Origin of the sequence: Bifidobacterium pullorum subsp. gallinarum (genome assembly GCF_000741215.1) — a bacterium.
GTDB lineage: Bacteria > Actinomycetota > Actinomycetes > Actinomycetales > Bifidobacteriaceae > Bifidobacterium > Bifidobacterium pullorum_B.
On sequence record NZ_JGYX01000001.1, the window covers coordinates 333,848 to 348,290 of the forward strand.

Genomic DNA, 14,443 nt, shown 5'->3' on the forward strand with positions numbered 1-14,443 from the left:
CAGGTTATATAGTGGCCTCAACGCATACAGGAAGGGCGGATTCATGGCCATCGACGCATATGAGATACGACTGGGCAAGGTGTTCTCCACCGACTACCGGTTCATCATCCCCTCATTCCAACGTCCCTATTCCTGGCGCCGAGAGAATATGCTCGAACTCATCGGCGATCTGGAGGACGCGGCACGAACACCGGAGCGCCCCTACTTCCTCGGCTCGCTGATCCTGGTCAAATCCGGTGGCAACGGCAGCCGCGCACAGGAGCGCCAGTACCAGGTCATCGACGGCCAGCAGCGCCTGACCTCACTGTCCATCCTGATCGCCGTGCTGCGCGACCTGGAGACCGATGAGGAGTTGCTGCGTGATTTGGACGCGCTGCTGCTGGAGCAGGGCAACAAACTGCAGGGTATCAAGGCCGAGCCACGACTCACGTTGCGAGAAAAGGACGCGGACTTCTTCCGCGAGTACGTGCAGGAGAACAATCTGGAAGGCCTGTTCGCGCTCAAGGACACCGAGCTGACCTCCAACGCGCAGCGCAACATCTATGAGAACACCCGTGCGGCCTACGATGAGTTCTGCAATCGCAGCACGGACGAACGGCGGGCCTTCGCCCGCTATCTGGTGGACGGCGTGTGCATGATCATCGTCAGTACCGACGATCTGGCCGGAGCGCATCGCATCTTCAACGTCATGAACGTGCGCGGCCTGCCGTTGACCGCGCAGGACATGCTCAAGGCCAAGGCCATCTCATCGTTGCCGCCCGCCGATCGCGACGACTACGGTAAACGTTGGGACGACGCCATCGACCTGTTGGGAGAATCGGCGGAACCATTCTTCGATACGCTGATCACAATCATCGATCATGGCGATATGAGGCATGGTGATTCGAGCCCATTCGCAGCCGGCGCCTTCGACCGGTACTTCAATACACATCCGGCGAACGAGTTCGTCGGTACCGTACTGGAACCCTACGCGCATGCCTGGCTGCACGTCACCCGACAGGCGCAGGATCAGCTTCCCGAGCCCGTCTCGGAAGCCATTCAGACGCTCTGCGACTACGGCGACGCCACCGAATGGTACCCAGCCGCCATGTGGATCCTGGTTCACAAACTCGACGTACAGGCGGTACACGTACCTGCACCCTCACCCAGCGACGACCAGATCACCGCCGTTTCGGCCATGCTCCGTGCTTTGGAACGCGTCACAGGCGTCGATAATCTCATCAACGCCACCAGCAGCGCACGCAAGGCACGGGTCGCGCGCATCGTGGCCGACCTGGATTCGGGAACGCCCGCGCAACAGTCCGCGGCGTTATCGGTCAACGACAACGAACGCCATCGCGCACTCCTACGGCTGCGCGGCGAACTGTACATGAACCCGAATCTCAAGAAAGTCCTACTGCTGCGTGCCAACGATCAGCTCAACGGGAGCCGTGTAACGCGTCCACGCGCCCTGTACCCCGTCAGGATCTTGCCGGAGCGAATCGGTCCGACCTCGTCGTTTGCGGCATGGCCGGAGTCCATCCGTGACCATTGGGTGGACCGAATCGGCAACCTGGCATTGAGTCAGACCAATGAGACGAAGATGGAACAGCTCGACGGTTTCTCCTCGCGACGAGACCGGATTCTCTCACAGTCCGGAGCGCGCCGATTCCCATTGTCGGAGCAACTGGCAGACATCCAGGAGCTGACGCCGGAGACGCTCAACGACCGACAAAATACCACGGTACGACTCATCGCGCAGTATTGGGATATCCAGTTCGACGCGGACCATACCGATCTGACCGCGGTCAGCGAGGAACGCCTGGCCCGCGGCAACGGCTCCCCATCCCGAGGTTCCAAACGCATCACCATAGCCCAAGTGGTGGAGGCTGGATTCCTGTTGCCGGACGAACGCCTGGTGTGGAAACGTCCACGTCTGGGCGAGGAATGGTACGCCACCGTCACCGGCAACGGCACGCTCCGACTCGACAACGGCCAGGAATACGCCTCGCCGTCGGCCGCGGTCAAAGGGGTCACGGGCAAAAACGGCAGCAACGGTCTGGCCGTATGGCGGCGTGTCAGCGACGGAAGCAAGCTCGCGGACATCTGGAAGGCGTTCCGCATGAGCCATCAGGCCTGACGATTTCGCAGCACAGCGCATGCAGGGAGGATGACGTCATGGGATTGGATATTGTTCGCGGCGACATCACCACTATGGCGGTGGACGCCATCGTGAACGCCGCGAATCCGCAACTGCAGATGGGCGGCGGCGTGTGCGGGGCCATCTTCCGCGCCGCAGGAGCCCGTCGACTGCGGGAGGCATGCGACAGGCTCGCACCCATCACAACCGGCGAAGCCGTCATCACCGATGGATTCAGTCTGCCCGCACGATACATCATCCACACGCCCGGTCCCGTGTGGCGCGACGGCACGCGCGGCGAGGAAGACCTGCTTCGGGCCTGCTATCGCAACAGTCTGGCACTGGCCGCCGAACACGGCTGTGCCAGCGTCGCCTTTCCGTTGATCTCCGGCGGCATCTACGGGTATCCGGTCGCGGACGCGATCCGCATCGCCCTCGAGGAGATGCGCGCATTCCTTATGGACCCCGCGCACGCCGACATGACCGTCATCCTGGCGCTGTTCGACGAGACCACCTACGGCCTCGCACGGCATATCGACGAGCGGTACCCCGGGAGGGCGTCATGATCAACAACAGATGACAAACGCCAACGGTCCGGGGTCATCGGCGTCGCGCCAAGTCCGCGAGCTTCTCACCATTCGCCTCGGGGTCCCCGGCAGCTCCGACCAGCGTATCGAAATTCGCCAACTCGACCTCCGCTCCCGCAACGCCATCCGCATCCTGAGTCCGCCCGGTCAGATGAAAGCCCATATGCTCGTAGAACGCGCAGGCGCGTGACCTTCAGCGCGAATGCCGGAGTGATGGCGTCGACCAGCTCCTGCGGCAGCATTCCCGAATATGTCTCCCGCCACGTCCGGGCATGGATCTCGGCCTTTTGCTCAAGGAAGTTGGCCGTAAGATGCCTGATGCGAATTCCCTTCATGGGAGCGATTCTACCCGTTGTCCCGTCCGGAATCGTCCGGCATACCGCAGCGGCCGATTCACGGTTTTGACGGACTCGAAACCGTGAATCGAAATCACGCAGAACCACAAACATCCACACAACCCAATCGGCGTGATTCCGCCATCATGCAGTCCGAACCGAACATGATGGCAATTCACAGTTTTGTGAAGACCAAAACCGTGAATTACCTCACCGTATAAATAATCACATTGGCCTCAACCCCACCCATACTATCGCTTGACAGTAGTATCGCATTGCGATAGTATACGATGGCATGCGAACACGAGGCCAAGCACTCCATGAGTATCTCTACGGAGGCCCTTATCCGAGAGGCTTTCCGACCGGACTGGAAAAACAGGTGAAACGCAAACTGCAAATGTTGAAAGCCGCGCACGCGCTCCACGATCTGAAAGTACCGCCGGGAAACAGATTGGAACCGCTGCAAGGCAACCTGCTCGGACATTGGAGCATCCGCATCAACCAGCAATACCGACTCATCTTCCAATGGGACGACGACACCAAGGAGGCATACGATGTCTATTTCGACGACTACCACCACTGATCAATTCCTCAGCACTCCAGGCGAGATTCTGAAAGAGGAATTCCTCGAACCTTTGGGAATCAGCAACTACCGCCTCGCCAAAACCATCGGCGTGGGGGAAACCGCAATCGGAGAAATCGTTCGAGGCAAGCGAACCATCAGCACGGCCATGGCATACCGTCTGGCGGCAGCGCTTGGCACCACTCCGGAATTCTGGATGAACCTGCAGCGAGACTACGACTTGCTCAGCTTCGACACCAGTACCCTCGGCGATATCAAACCTCTGATTCACGCATAAGTTTGAGAGACAACGTCATGACGCGACCATTGACCATCGCATTGCTGCAGATCAACCCGACCGGCACGCTGGACGGCAACCTAGCCAAAGGCATCCTGGCCTGCCGCCGTGCCGCGGAACTCGGCGCGGACATCGCACTGTTCCCGGAGATGTGGAGCAACGGGTACGCGCTGCACGGCCGGCCCGTCGAGGACTGGACAGCCGAGGCGGTTGACGTGGACGGCGACTTCGTCAGCGCGTTCGGCGAGCTGGCCCGCGAGCTGAACATGGCGATCGGCGTGACGCTCCTGGAACGGTACGAGGGCGACCCGCGCAACACCTTGGTGCTCTTCGACCGGTTCGGCGAGCGCCAGCTCGTTTACGCCAAGGTGCACACCTGCGACTTCGACGTGGAACGCCACCTGACGCCGGGGCATGAATTCCCGGTATGCGTGCTCGACACCGCCGTCGGCCCCGTGCGCGTCGGCGCGATGATCTGTTTCGACCGCGAGTTCCCGGAGAGCGCCCGAATCCTCATGCTCAACGGCGCGGAACTCATTCTGGTGCCCAACGCCTGCCCGATGGAGATCAACCGACTTGCGCAGTTGCGTGCGCGCGCCTACGAGAACATGACCGCGATCGCGACCTGCAACTATCCGGATTCCGTGCCGGGATGCAATGGCAACTCCACCGTGTTCGACGGCGTGGCCTATCTGCCCGACGGCCCCGGCGAGGACGGGTCCCGGGATATGTGCCTGCTGCAGGCAGACGGCACCGAAGGCGTGTTCGTCGCCAAGCTCGATCTGGATCAGCTGCGGAAATACCGGGAATACGAGGTGCAGGGCAACGCCTATCGGCATCCGGAACTCTATGGGATGCTATGCAGCGGGGCGGTCGACCCGCCGTTCGTCAGGCCGGACCGACGTGTCGTCCCCATGCCGGAACGCGGTTAGGAGACTAGCAGGCGCATCACCTGTTCGGCGGTTCGCTCCAGGTTCCGCGAGGCGCCGGCAAGCGCCTCCTGCAGGGACACGGCTCCGGGTTGGATGCCGAACACGGCGGCGAAGCCCAAGGCGTTCAGTTGTTCGACGTCCTCCCCGATGCTGCCGGCGAGTGCGATGACGCGGCATGACGGAGCCACTTCACGCACCGCGCGCGCCACGCCCATCGGTGTCTTGCCGTATTGCGTCTGCCCGTCGATGCGTCCTTCGCCGGTGAAGCAGTAGTCGGCACCGACCGCCCGCTCCTTGAGTCCGACGGTTTCGACAACAAGATCGATGCCGGAACGCATGGTGGCGTCCGTGAACGCAAGGAACCCCGCGCCGAGTCCGCCTGCCGCGCCCGATCCGGGGATTATGCCCACGCTGCGACCGGTATCGCGATGGATGACCGCCGCATAGTGCGACAAAGCTTGGTCGAGTTGTTCGACCATGGCAGGCGTCGCGCCTTTCTGTGGTCCGAAGACTGCGGATGCGCCGTCGGGGCCGGCCAGCGGGTTGGTGACGTCGCTGGCCAATATAATCGGCGTGCGCGTAACGCGCGGGTCGAGACCGGTGCAATCGATGCGGTCGAGGTCGGCGAGCGCCGCTCCCCCGCCCGGCAGGTTGCGACCGTCGGCGTCGAATAATCGGACGCCGAGAGCCTGGGCCATGCCTGCGCCGCCATCATTGGTGGCGCTGCCGCCGAGTCCGACGATGATGCGTTCCGCGCCGCGGCCGAGCGCGTCGAGGATCAGTTCGCCGACGCCGCGCGTGGTGGCGTGCAACGGGTCGGGCGCGGTGCCGACGAGGTGCAGTCCCGCGGCTTCGGCCATCTCGATGACGGCCGTCGTGCCATCGCCGAGGATGCCATATGTGGCGGCGACCGGTTCGCCCAATGGTCCGGTGACGCGGGCCAGGATCAGGCGACCGCCGGTGGCGTCGACCAGGGCGCGGACCGTGCCTTCGCCGCCATCCGCCATGGGGATGGGGATGATGTCGACGTCGGGAGTCACGCGCCGCACGCCGCGTTCGATGGCGTCCGCGGCCTGCCGCGCGGTCAGGCTGCCCTTGAACGAATCGGGCGCGATGACGATCTTCATGGATTCCATGCTCCCCCTGCGGTGCGACAGCTGCAGCATTGCGGTTTGACGGTTCCGGGAATGGAAACGGTTATCCGCTGATACCATCGAAGAGCACGAATCGGAAACGGATGGGAGTTGATGATGATCGTTCGCACCGCATCGGTGGATGAGCTGCCGCAGATTGAGGCGATGTACGCCGCTATCGTGGATGCGATGCAGAACACGCCGTTGGACGTGTGGTGGCAGATGGGATCGCATCCCTCGCACGAGATGCTGTTGGACGCCGTGTCCGACGGAAACCTGCTGGTGGCGGTTGACGACGGGCATGACGATGCCGACGATACCGCCGCGGAAACGGCGAATCCCGTGCTGGGCGCCTGCATCCTCAACGGGGTTCAGGGCGTGGATTACGGAATCATCGACTGGGATGTGCAGTGCGATGTTACAGAGGTCAACGTGCTGCATCTGCTGGGGGTTTCACCCGCCGCACGAGGCCGCGGCGTGGGACGTGCGATCATCGACGAGGCCTCCGCAATGGCGACGGAACGCGGTATGAAATCGCTGCGGCTCGACACGTTCGACAACAATGCGCCGGCCATTGCGCTGTACCGTTCCTGCGGATTCACCGACCATGGCGTGTACGAGATCCACGTAGGTCGCGGGCTGATTCATGCCTCGCATCTGATGGAGATGGATCTGCGATAGATTCACACACGTCGTGCAGCATTCCGCGCGATATGGCGTGCCAGCACCATTGCTTAGACCAAGGCTGTGCATCCGAATTGTATGCCAACTTCGATATAGCAGTCATGCTATATTCGATACATGGCGATGATTGACGATTTGAAGCAGGAGCGCATTCGCCGCGGGCTGAGTCAGGCGGCGGTCGCGCATGCGATGGGCACCACACAATCGGCCTTGTCACGCGCAGAACATGGCGGAAACCCAACGCAAAATTTCCTGCAGCGGTATCGGGAAGCTCTGGATACCTACCCCAGTTCCAGCACACTGGACATAGAGACCATTCGACTGCTGGTCAAAGATATTGCCCGGCGTAACGACGTCGCCGAATTGTATGCGTATGGATCGTTTGTGCAAGGCTGCCCCCGGCCAGATTCCGACATCGACCTGTTATACCGCAAGAACGCCGGTACTGAACACGGCCTATTCGAAACCGCGCACCTTAAGGACGAACTGGAATCGGCACTTGGCAGGACCGTGTCGCTGCTCTCCTTCGACGCACTGGAACACAAGGCCGCTCACAGCCGAGCCAGCAAGCGATTCCTGGAACACATCCGCCCCGATCTGGTGCGTGTAGCATGAACGCCCAACCCCACACCGATCAACGATTCCGCGACGAAACCACGTTGCTGCGCCTGGTGGAGCATCTCAGCTTTGCGGCTGCAGATGCAGCCAAGGCACCATCTGCAGCCGATCTGGAAGACAACAGGCCGCTGCTGAACTCAGTGGCCATGGAGCTTATCCAAGCCCAGGAAGCAGCGAACCAACTTTCCGATGCGTTCATCTCCGAAATACCCGACCTACCCTGGCCGCAACTGCGCGGATTACGCAACATCATCGTCCATGAATATGACGCCATCGACGCCGACGAGCTCTATCGCACCGTCACCGTCGATGTCCCACATCTCATCGAATTGCTGCAACCGATTGTTGACGACATCGAATAGCCGATGCGCGCTTCGCAGCGCCGCTCCTCGTGGTCGTGGGTCAGCAGGCGGGCGAAGTACTTCTGCCCCTCAAACCATAAGCCGGTCAGCCTGCAATTATCGGCAGCCAGCAGGATGCCGCCGAGCGGAGACGCGTAATGGCTGATGTACTGCATATTCCCGGCATAACAATCGGCACGGATGGGCGAGCCTTTGATCAAGGTTCGCACTACTTCAAGATACAAATTACGACCCGTCGATTTTCGCAACTTTGAATGGTGAGCCGCTAAGTAGTGCGACCCCTGTTCCAGAATCTTCCACTTGTTCATCAATCAAGCATTCCACAGAAGCGCTACTGGCGACCATCCACCCCTTAGCGGCTCTCCCAGGAGGATTCCTTCGCCGTCTGCAGCAACCGACAATCCGGTGTAATCTCGATAGCCACACGCCAGAGACAGGGCTTGTAGGCTAAATTCGGCCATCACGCAAACCGCTTACACGTATAATGAAAGACATTAGAGACACAAATGCAAAAGAGAAGAGTCATGACTACTTCAAAGAAGAGTGCGCCCCCAGTCATCAGAAAAGGCGGCAAAGCAGCCGCTTTGCTGGGAGCGGCCGCCACGCTTTTACAATTTGTGACGCCGGAAATGATTGAAAGACTCACACTGTGGCTGAAGCAGATGAATCTTTCGCAACGGTTCATCGACTTGATGGAAAAGCTGTCCAAGCTTCCACAGCAAGCAACACCATTGGAACGAATTCAACTGCAGTGTGACGCCGTCGAAGAACTCATCGAATCCCGAGCCACCGAATTATCCGATGATGCGCCGATTACGCAATGGCGTGACGAACTGAACAAAATCAGACGAGGTATCGAGCTTATCAGCAAGGCTTCTGTCAGCGATCGGAAAAAGATTAAAAAGCTACAGCAAAGGTCTAAAAAATTACTGGACAGTGTATTCAACGCAGCAATCAACTAGAGCGACTTGGATTCATATCACGAAAAAAGTAAGGACAATCAGTGAACGGTGACATTCAACTCATTGCCGATGACTATGGACTTATGGTGTTGGGCGATTCAACCGACATTACGCAGTTCCTTAAGGAACAGGGATTGGAATCCCGAGATGTCAATATCAAGGCATCACAGATTGCTTCTCTCTTCGGGGCTTCGTTAGATGCGGCTGCCAACATTGCTCAGCTATCCGGCCGATGGGTACAGCTTTCGGAAGAAAGTGTCGGTAAGATTCAGGAATTCGGCCTTATTCAGAGCAATACCACAGGATTATTCACCGGTGTCATTGGTCAAGGCGGATACAGAGGCATCAAAGGAAACGTGCAATTCGTCAACGCACCCGGAGCCGTCAACCCAATGATGCTATCCAATGTCGGTACGTTAATGACACAGCTCGCATTACAACAAATGATGGGGCAAGTTACCGACTACCTTAAGGTCATTGACCAAAAAGTCGACGATATTCTCCGCGCACAAAAAGATTCAGAAATTTCCAAGATGGTTGGCGCGGGATTGGTTATCGCAGAAGCGATGTCCGAACGAGAGCAGTTCGGAGGCGTTTCCGAAGTCACTTGGGCTGGTGTGCAGGACACCAAACAAACATTGGCCGCAGCTCAGGTCTACGCGTTACGTCAACTAGACGCGTTCGCAGATAAACTCGAACGAGCCAAAGATGTCAGCAAACAAGCGAACATAATGAAACGCGGCATCGGCGATGTCAGTCAATGGATTGCTATACTAGCGAGAAGTTTGGAACTACAAGATGGGTACAGCATACTCAAACTTGACCGCGTACGGGATACTTTCCCCGAAGAGCTCATGCGTCACCGGAAGGTAGAACTCGATAATCAACAACAACGCATGCAATTGGTATCGAGCACCTTCACGAATCTGAACCAACGCATCCGTACCATTTCAGGGAAAGCCAACAAACAAGTGCTCCTGCACCCTTTCGATTCCCACGTGGTCATCAACAGCGGCAACACCATTGCCTCGCAAATCAACGATTTCAACGAAGCTCTCGGCATTGCTGCCACTGAGCAATCCATCAAAGCCAAGGAATGGATCGAAGCGGCGGTCGACGCTCGTGATCTGGTCATCGAAAAAGGCGCGGAAGGCGTTAAAGCCATCTCGAGTTTCGGTTCCAATGTAGCCAACCACATTCACCATTCCGCGCAGGACGCTGCCCGTCAAGTACACGACGGCGCAGAAACAGCCGGAGAAGCAATTTCTTCCGCAGCACAAACAGCAGGAAGCGTTATTGGAAACACAGCCGACGCCGCAATACACGGCGGAGAACAAGTAGTTTCCTCCATCGGAAAAGGGGCGGAGGCCGCTGCCGAAGGAACGGCCTCCGCGATCAACGCAACAGTTCGTGGGGCGAACGATCTCATCGACAATGCCGGCAAAGTCTTGAATTCTGCTGGACAAGCAGCAGCAGACGCTGCAAGCGATACCGTCGACGCCGCAGGTAAGGTCTTAAACGATACGGGTAAGGCAATCGGCGATATGAGTAAGAACGCAGGGGAAGCAGCGGACAAAGCATTCAATGATGCCGGAAAGGCAATCGGCGGAATGTTTAGTGCAATGTTTAAGAGGAAAGGATGATCAACCGCAGAAGCGGTATCCTGTTGCATGAGCACAACCATCATCAAAGTCACGCGGCGTAATTGGTCGCGAGAAGAGACGATGATGGCGTTTGCCCTATATATGATTCTCGAGCCACGGGAATGTGACGACAAGAATCTAAACGTTCTTCGACTTACGGAGATGATTCATCGCACCCCAAAGATATCGTCTTAATAAGCACTTCTCAACGCCACAACGAACAGGGCCTATTGCTATACAATGCCTGCCGCATGACAATAAAGAAAGACAGCGCCATGCACCAAAAACAGGAATGGTAATCCAAAGAGAAAATACCAAGTCCTAATTTTATGATTCGCAACAATCATAGCCAACAGTCCACCTATTTCTCCACCAAGAAAACATGCCATCAATAATACATATTCGCGTATTCTATATGACCTTCGTATTGCTTTAATTTTATCAACAACAAACAGAATAAAAGTCACAGTATTTATTATCAGTAGATAGACCACAAGAGGGATAACGATATCCATGTTTAATTGTTTCATTAGTGACTGGATATCAATATCAATAAATCCATACACTACTGCAACAATCATACCCCATACGACAACGCAAATTATGGAAATAAACCGCCACGCGACATTATCTTTTACGACTTTACGATCCCACACTAAGAATGCTGCAAGCATCCCCAAGCCTCCACCAGCAACACCAAACAAATTAAGTACATTTGGATGTATCAAACCGTCATTTCCAGTATGCCAATGGTACAGAAAATCGATAGTAAAAAACAAAAAAAGTCAACACGTTAACAACAATGAGATATATAAGAAAACAATCCATGACCAGTCCTTACCGCAACGTTTCTTTACGACAATTCTATCTAGAATCATCCTAACCAAGTCCTCATTCCCGACAACAAGATGGATGCATCACAAGAGTCAAGAATTCCAATGCCAGCGAAGGATCAGACCCTGGTGAACCAACCTGGACAGAAATTATTCAGTTAGTAGCAACCACTATGCTGACCACCTAATCACGACGTCGCCATACCCGTCAAATGACGGAACAGTTCGGGGTCCAGGGGCCTGGCCAGACGCAGGTTGGCGACGGCGAGGTTCACCGTTGCGCCGCCATCTCCTTCGGTCTTCCGCGTAATGGTATGCAAGTCGTTGACTGCGGCGACGTGTCCGACGTAGTAGTACTTCGCCTCGTCGGATTCCTCCTTGCGCATCACGAACAACGGAATGAAGTGGTCCTCCTGCCAGGCTTCCGTGCCATAGCCGTATTTCATCCACTGGAACTCCGGCGAATCCTCGGTGCGGTTGTTCTTGCTGAAATACCGCATCTCCTGCAATCCGAGGAACCGGTCGTCATACTGACTGTTCGCGTATTTGACGAAGATGGGCATGGTGCTGGATGCCTTATGGCAGAAGTATCCGCCGACGTTCTGCCCGTTCATCTCGTCGGACCAGCCCAGTAGCCGCATGACATCCGCCAGCTTGTACTTCTGCTCATACAGGAATCCGCGATCGAAAACCCGACGTCCCACCCGAGCGCGCTCGAACATCTCATGGCACGCCATCAGCCCGCACCGGATTGTGTCGGCAAAGAAGATGCGGAATGTACGGTTGGGGCTGCGGACGTTTTCTTGGAGTTGTTTCCTATACGGCCAGCCCCTGGCTTGTTCTGTATTCTACCGGGCTTTTCCAGCCCAGCGACTGTTTGATCCTCGAATGGTTGTACCAGCGGATGTACTCGCCGGCGAGGCCGCCGGCCTCCTCGCACGTACGCTCCTCCCAATGCCCGGAGATGCACGGACCCGACCTTCATACGGCCGAAGAACCCCTCGGCCGCGTGTCTTTTGTCAAGCTGTGGTAGTCCATTGTGGCGTGTCGTTTCAGTCCGAAAAAGCGGGGGAAATTAGTCCATTTCGTCACCGGTCGTGTCTGGTCCTTGTTTGGTTATTGCATGAGGGCGTGGGTCTTGCGGTAGGAGTCGCCCTCGAATCTGATCATCCTGCCGTGGTGGACGGTGCGGTCGATGATCGCGGCGGCCATGTTGGGGTCGCCGAAGATCCTGCCCCATCCGCTGAACTCGATGTTGGTGGTGTAGATGACGCTCTGCCTTTCGTACGCGTTGGTGACGACCTGGAACAGCAGGCGGCTGCCCTCCTCGTCGATCGGGACGTATCCGAGCTCGTCGATGACCAGGAGGCGCGCCCTGCCGATCTGGGCGAGCTCCCGGTCGAGCCTGCCTTCCGTGCTGGCGCGCAATAGCCGCATGACCAGTTCGGCGGCGGTGAAGAAACGGGCGGGGATTCCCTGCCGGCAGGCCTGGCGTCCCAGGGCGATGGCCAGGTGGGTCTTGCCGGTGCCGGGCGGGCCGAACATGACCACGTCCTCCGTGTGCTCGACGAAGTCGAGGGATTCGAGGGCCTGCCGCCCGTAGTCGACGGGGAAGCGCAGGGGCGTCCAGTCGTAGCCGTCGAGCTCCTTGGATTGGGGGAACCCGGCCTGCTTGAGCAGACGCGCGCGTTTGGAACGCTCCCTGGAGTCGAGTTCGGCGAGCATCCACGCGTGCATGAACTCCATCTGCGCGGGCGTGGCCGTCTCCAATTGTTCGGCGAGCACCTGTCGGGTCAGGGGGAGCCGGCGGGCGAGCCCCATGATCCGGTCCATCATCGCGCCGGTCGACGCGCGACGCCGTCTCGTGTCGGGCTGCGCGGTCTTGGGTTTGGTCATCATGCCTCCTTCCTGTCATCGGCCGGCCGCATGAACCGGTCGTAGTCATGCAGGTCGGGCGCGGACTCCTCGTGCGGCGTCTCGCCCGCGGCGATCCTGCGCGCCAGCGTCATCAGGCTGGCCTCGTCGATGCCGTGTCCTTGCTCGACGAGATGCTCGGCGGCGGCCGTGGCCGCCTTGAAGCCGCTGGCGTCCGACGCCCTGGCGATCAGACGGAGCGTGCGTTGCCGATCCCCGGAGTCCATCGCGTCGATGCGCAGCCGGAGCTTGCCGGGGAAGTCCCCGCGTATGGGGCTCTCGCCCCACGCGCGGGGCTTCCTGGCCAGCGCGGGCAGCAGGCAAGCCGGGTTCCTGACGGTTCTCCCGCACCTGCCATACACGCGGGGCAGCGTGTTCACCTTCCTGCCGTCACGGGTGCGGATCTCCACGTCGAACGCGCGCAGGCCGACCTGCAGCGTCCACCCGCGCCACGACGGGCCCGCGAGGTAGCGGTTGGAGTCGATCTCGACGTTACCCTCCCTGTCCGCCCTGCGCTCAACCCATTCGACGGCGTCGAACCTGGCTCGGGGCAGTGGCAGCATGTCCTCGAGGTCGTCGGCGAACATGTCCCGGATCGTCCTGCCGGACCGGTAATGGTCGACGTCGGCGATGGCGTCGCATCCGGACAGCAGATGGCGGGTGAGCTGCCGGTGGCTCTCGGCGTTGGGCGGCGGGACCATGAGATTGCGGCGCAGGAAGCCGACCGCGTTCTCCACGCTTCCCTTCTCCCATCCGCTGGAGGGGTTGCAGAACCTGACCTCGATCCGGTGATGCTCGCAGAACAGCTGAAACACCTTCACCACACGGATTCTGTCCCACGCGACCCGGTGCGCGGCGCCTGTGGCGTTGTCGAACACCATCAGCGGCGGGACCATGCCGATGTGCTCGAAGATCTCCAGCAGCCCCTCGCATACGCACTCCGCGTTCTCCCCGGGCAGGGCCGCGGCGTACCGCATGTTCGAATGCGGGAACGAGGCGACCAGGCAATGCACCGTGGATTCCGCCCCACCGATCACCGCCAGCGCCTGGCCGAAATCGACCTGCATGGTCCCCGGCCTCCACTCGAGTTCCATGAAACCGTCGTCCGGCAGCCGGTGATCCTCCCGCCAGCGCTTCACGTAACGCTGCACCATGGAATACGAGCCGGTGAACCCCGCCTCCTCGACCAGTCGGTCGTACACACGCTTGGCGGTATGCCGCTGCTTGCGCGGCATGCGCCGGTCGGCGGCCAGCCACGAATCCACTAGAGACGAATACCCGTCCATCCCCGAGCGCCCGGAGGAACGGGCCCTGGGCGCGGGCGAGCAATCCTCCATCACGGCGTACTTGCGGACGGTGTCCCTGGACACGTTCAGCCGTCTGGCGATCTCGCGCCACGAGACGCCCCTCGCATCGAGAATCCTGATACGTTGTTGTATTGACACCGGTATCGTCATTCCT

The 14,443-nt window shown here is 58.8% G+C and carries 15 protein-coding genes and 1 pseudogene; 10 read left to right on the forward strand and 6 right to left on the reverse strand.

Features of this window, described 5'->3' with window-relative positions; all coding sequences use genetic code 11:
- Positions 1–43 precede the first annotated feature (43 nt).
- The 5 genes from BIGA_RS01530 (at position 44) to BIGA_RS01550 (ending at position 4,833) form a co-directional block, all read left to right on the forward strand.
- The gene (locus BIGA_RS01530; protein ID WP_033505888.1) at positions 44–2,119 is read left to right on the forward strand and encodes a GmrSD restriction endonuclease domain-containing protein; all 2,076 of its coding nucleotides are present in this window, start codon (positions 44–46) and stop codon (positions 2,117–2,119) included.
- A 38-nt stretch (positions 2,120–2,157) separates the two neighbouring features.
- A complete protein-coding gene (locus tag BIGA_RS01535) occupies positions 2,158–2,685 on the forward strand; it encodes a macro domain-containing protein (protein ID WP_081883127.1) in 528 nt (175 codons plus the stop codon).
- A 753-nt stretch (positions 2,686–3,438) separates the two neighbouring features.
- Positions 3,439–3,624: a type II toxin-antitoxin system RelE/ParE family toxin gene (locus BIGA_RS09790; RefSeq protein WP_237744027.1), complete on the forward strand. Its 186-nt coding sequence runs from the start codon at positions 3,439–3,441 to the stop codon at positions 3,622–3,624.
- Positions 3,596–3,901 (forward strand): HigA family addiction module antitoxin, encoded by a 306-nt coding sequence (locus tag BIGA_RS01545; protein ID WP_033505890.1) that lies wholly within the window; start codon positions 3,596–3,598, stop codon positions 3,899–3,901. Before BIGA_RS09790 ends, BIGA_RS01545 begins: the two co-directional genes overlap by 29 nt.
- A gap of 17 nt (positions 3,902–3,918) precedes the next feature.
- Positions 3,919–4,833 (forward strand): carbon-nitrogen hydrolase family protein, encoded by a 915-nt coding sequence (locus tag BIGA_RS01550; RefSeq protein WP_033505891.1) that lies wholly within the window; start codon positions 3,919–3,921, stop codon positions 4,831–4,833.
- On the opposite strand, the gene BIGA_RS01555 is transcribed toward BIGA_RS01550, so the two are convergent.
- Positions 4,830–5,960 carry a glycerate kinase gene (locus BIGA_RS01555; RefSeq protein ID WP_033505892.1) on the reverse strand — a complete coding sequence of 377 codons (1,131 nt, stop codon included), beginning with the start codon at positions 5,958–5,960 and terminating at the stop codon, positions 4,830–4,832. The genes BIGA_RS01550 and BIGA_RS01555 overlap by 4 nt on opposite strands.
- A 120-nt stretch (positions 5,961–6,080) precedes the next feature.
- Here BIGA_RS01555 and BIGA_RS08875 point away from each other — a divergent pair, with 120 nt between their 5' ends.
- The 5 genes from BIGA_RS08875 to BIGA_RS01580 all read left to right on the forward strand — a co-directional run bounded on the left by BIGA_RS08875 (position 6,081) and on the right by BIGA_RS01580 (position 10,235).
- Positions 6,081–6,647 (forward strand): GNAT family N-acetyltransferase, encoded by a 567-nt coding sequence (locus BIGA_RS08875; protein WP_051916991.1) that lies wholly within the window; start codon positions 6,081–6,083, stop codon positions 6,645–6,647.
- A gap of 120 nt (positions 6,648–6,767) precedes the next feature.
- Positions 6,768–7,265, forward strand: a complete 498-nt coding sequence (locus tag BIGA_RS01565; RefSeq protein ID WP_237744012.1) for a helix-turn-helix domain-containing protein — start codon at positions 6,768–6,770, stop codon at positions 7,263–7,265.
- Positions 7,262–7,630, forward strand: a complete 369-nt coding sequence (locus BIGA_RS01570) for a HepT-like ribonuclease domain-containing protein (protein ID WP_033505894.1) — start codon at positions 7,262–7,264, stop codon at positions 7,628–7,630. Before BIGA_RS01565 ends, BIGA_RS01570 begins: the two co-directional genes overlap by 4 nt.
- Positions 7,631–8,154: 524 nt before the next feature.
- On the forward strand, positions 8,155–8,592 hold the full coding sequence (locus tag BIGA_RS01575; protein WP_152595953.1) for a hypothetical protein: 438 nt from the start codon (positions 8,155–8,157) through the stop codon (positions 8,590–8,592).
- 41 nt (positions 8,593–8,633) lie between these two features.
- Complete coding sequence (locus tag BIGA_RS01580) at positions 8,634–10,235, forward strand: hypothetical protein (RefSeq protein ID WP_051916992.1); 1,602 nt, start codon at positions 8,634–8,636, stop codon at positions 10,233–10,235.
- 233 nt (positions 10,236–10,468) lie between these two features.
- Here BIGA_RS01580 and BIGA_RS09125 read toward each other — a convergent pair whose 3' ends face one another.
- The 5 genes and pseudogenes from BIGA_RS09125 to istA all read right to left on the reverse strand — a co-directional run bounded on the left by BIGA_RS09125 (position 10,469) and on the right by istA (position 14,439).
- The gene (locus BIGA_RS09125) at positions 10,469–10,909 is read right to left on the reverse strand and encodes a DUF1294 domain-containing protein (RefSeq protein WP_081929315.1); all 441 of its coding nucleotides are present in this window, start codon (positions 10,907–10,909) and stop codon (positions 10,469–10,471) included.
- 347 nt (positions 10,910–11,256) lie between these two features.
- Positions 11,257–11,859 (reverse strand): annotated as a pseudogene (locus BIGA_RS01585) (DUF3427 domain-containing protein); the annotation flags it as partial.
- A gap of 25 nt (positions 11,860–11,884) precedes the next feature.
- On the reverse strand, positions 11,885–12,034 hold the full coding sequence (locus BIGA_RS10070; protein ID WP_394295737.1) for an IS3 family transposase: 150 nt from the start codon (positions 12,032–12,034) through the stop codon (positions 11,885–11,887).
- Between the two features lie 150 nt (positions 12,035–12,184).
- A complete protein-coding gene (istB, locus tag BIGA_RS01590; protein WP_394295732.1) occupies positions 12,185–12,967 on the reverse strand; it encodes an IS21-like element helper ATPase IstB in 783 nt (260 codons plus the stop codon).
- Positions 12,964–14,439, reverse strand: a complete 1,476-nt coding sequence (gene istA, locus BIGA_RS01595) for an IS21 family transposase (RefSeq protein WP_034259531.1) — start codon at positions 14,437–14,439, stop codon at positions 12,964–12,966. The genes istB and istA overlap by 4 nt, the downstream gene beginning before the upstream one ends.
- Between the last annotated feature and the right edge of the window lie 4 nt (positions 14,440–14,443).

What these genes read in the sequence shown, in the direction of transcription:
- BIGA_RS01570 (WP_033505894.1), top strand. Translation starts at nt 7,262, where the DNA reads ATGAACGCCCAACCCCACACCGATCAACGATTCCGCGACGAAACCACG.
- BIGA_RS01535 (WP_081883127.1), top strand. Translation starts at nt 2,158, where the DNA reads ATGGGATTGGATATTGTTCGCGGCGACATCACCACTATGGCGGTGGAC.
- BIGA_RS09125 (WP_081929315.1), bottom strand. Translation starts at nt 10,909, where the DNA reads ATGCTTGCAGCATTCTTAGTGTGGGATCGTAAAGTCGTAAAAGATAAT.
- istB (WP_394295732.1), bottom strand. Translation starts at nt 12,967, where the DNA reads ATGATGACCAAACCCAAGACCGCGCAGCCCGACACGAGACGGCGTCGC.
- BIGA_RS08875 (WP_051916991.1), top strand. Translation starts at nt 6,081, where the DNA reads ATGATGATCGTTCGCACCGCATCGGTGGATGAGCTGCCGCAGATTGAG.
- BIGA_RS01545 (WP_033505890.1), top strand. Translation starts at nt 3,596, where the DNA reads ATGTCTATTTCGACGACTACCACCACTGATCAATTCCTCAGCACTCCA.
- BIGA_RS01565 (WP_237744012.1), top strand. Translation starts at nt 6,768, where the DNA reads ATGGCGATGATTGACGATTTGAAGCAGGAGCGCATTCGCCGCGGGCTG.
- BIGA_RS01575 (WP_152595953.1), top strand. Translation starts at nt 8,155, where the DNA reads ATGACTACTTCAAAGAAGAGTGCGCCCCCAGTCATCAGAAAAGGCGGC.
- BIGA_RS01555 (WP_033505892.1), bottom strand. Translation starts at nt 5,960, where the DNA reads ATGAAGATCGTCATCGCGCCCGATTCGTTCAAGGGCAGCCTGACCGCG.
- BIGA_RS01530 (WP_033505888.1), top strand. Translation starts at nt 44, where the DNA reads ATGGCCATCGACGCATATGAGATACGACTGGGCAAGGTGTTCTCCACC.
- BIGA_RS01550 (WP_033505891.1), top strand. Translation starts at nt 3,919, where the DNA reads ATGACGCGACCATTGACCATCGCATTGCTGCAGATCAACCCGACCGGC.
- BIGA_RS09790 (WP_237744027.1), top strand. Translation starts at nt 3,439, where the DNA reads ATGTTGAAAGCCGCGCACGCGCTCCACGATCTGAAAGTACCGCCGGGA.
- istA (WP_034259531.1), bottom strand. Translation starts at nt 14,439, where the DNA reads ATGACGATACCGGTGTCAATACAACAACGTATCAGGATTCTCGATGCG.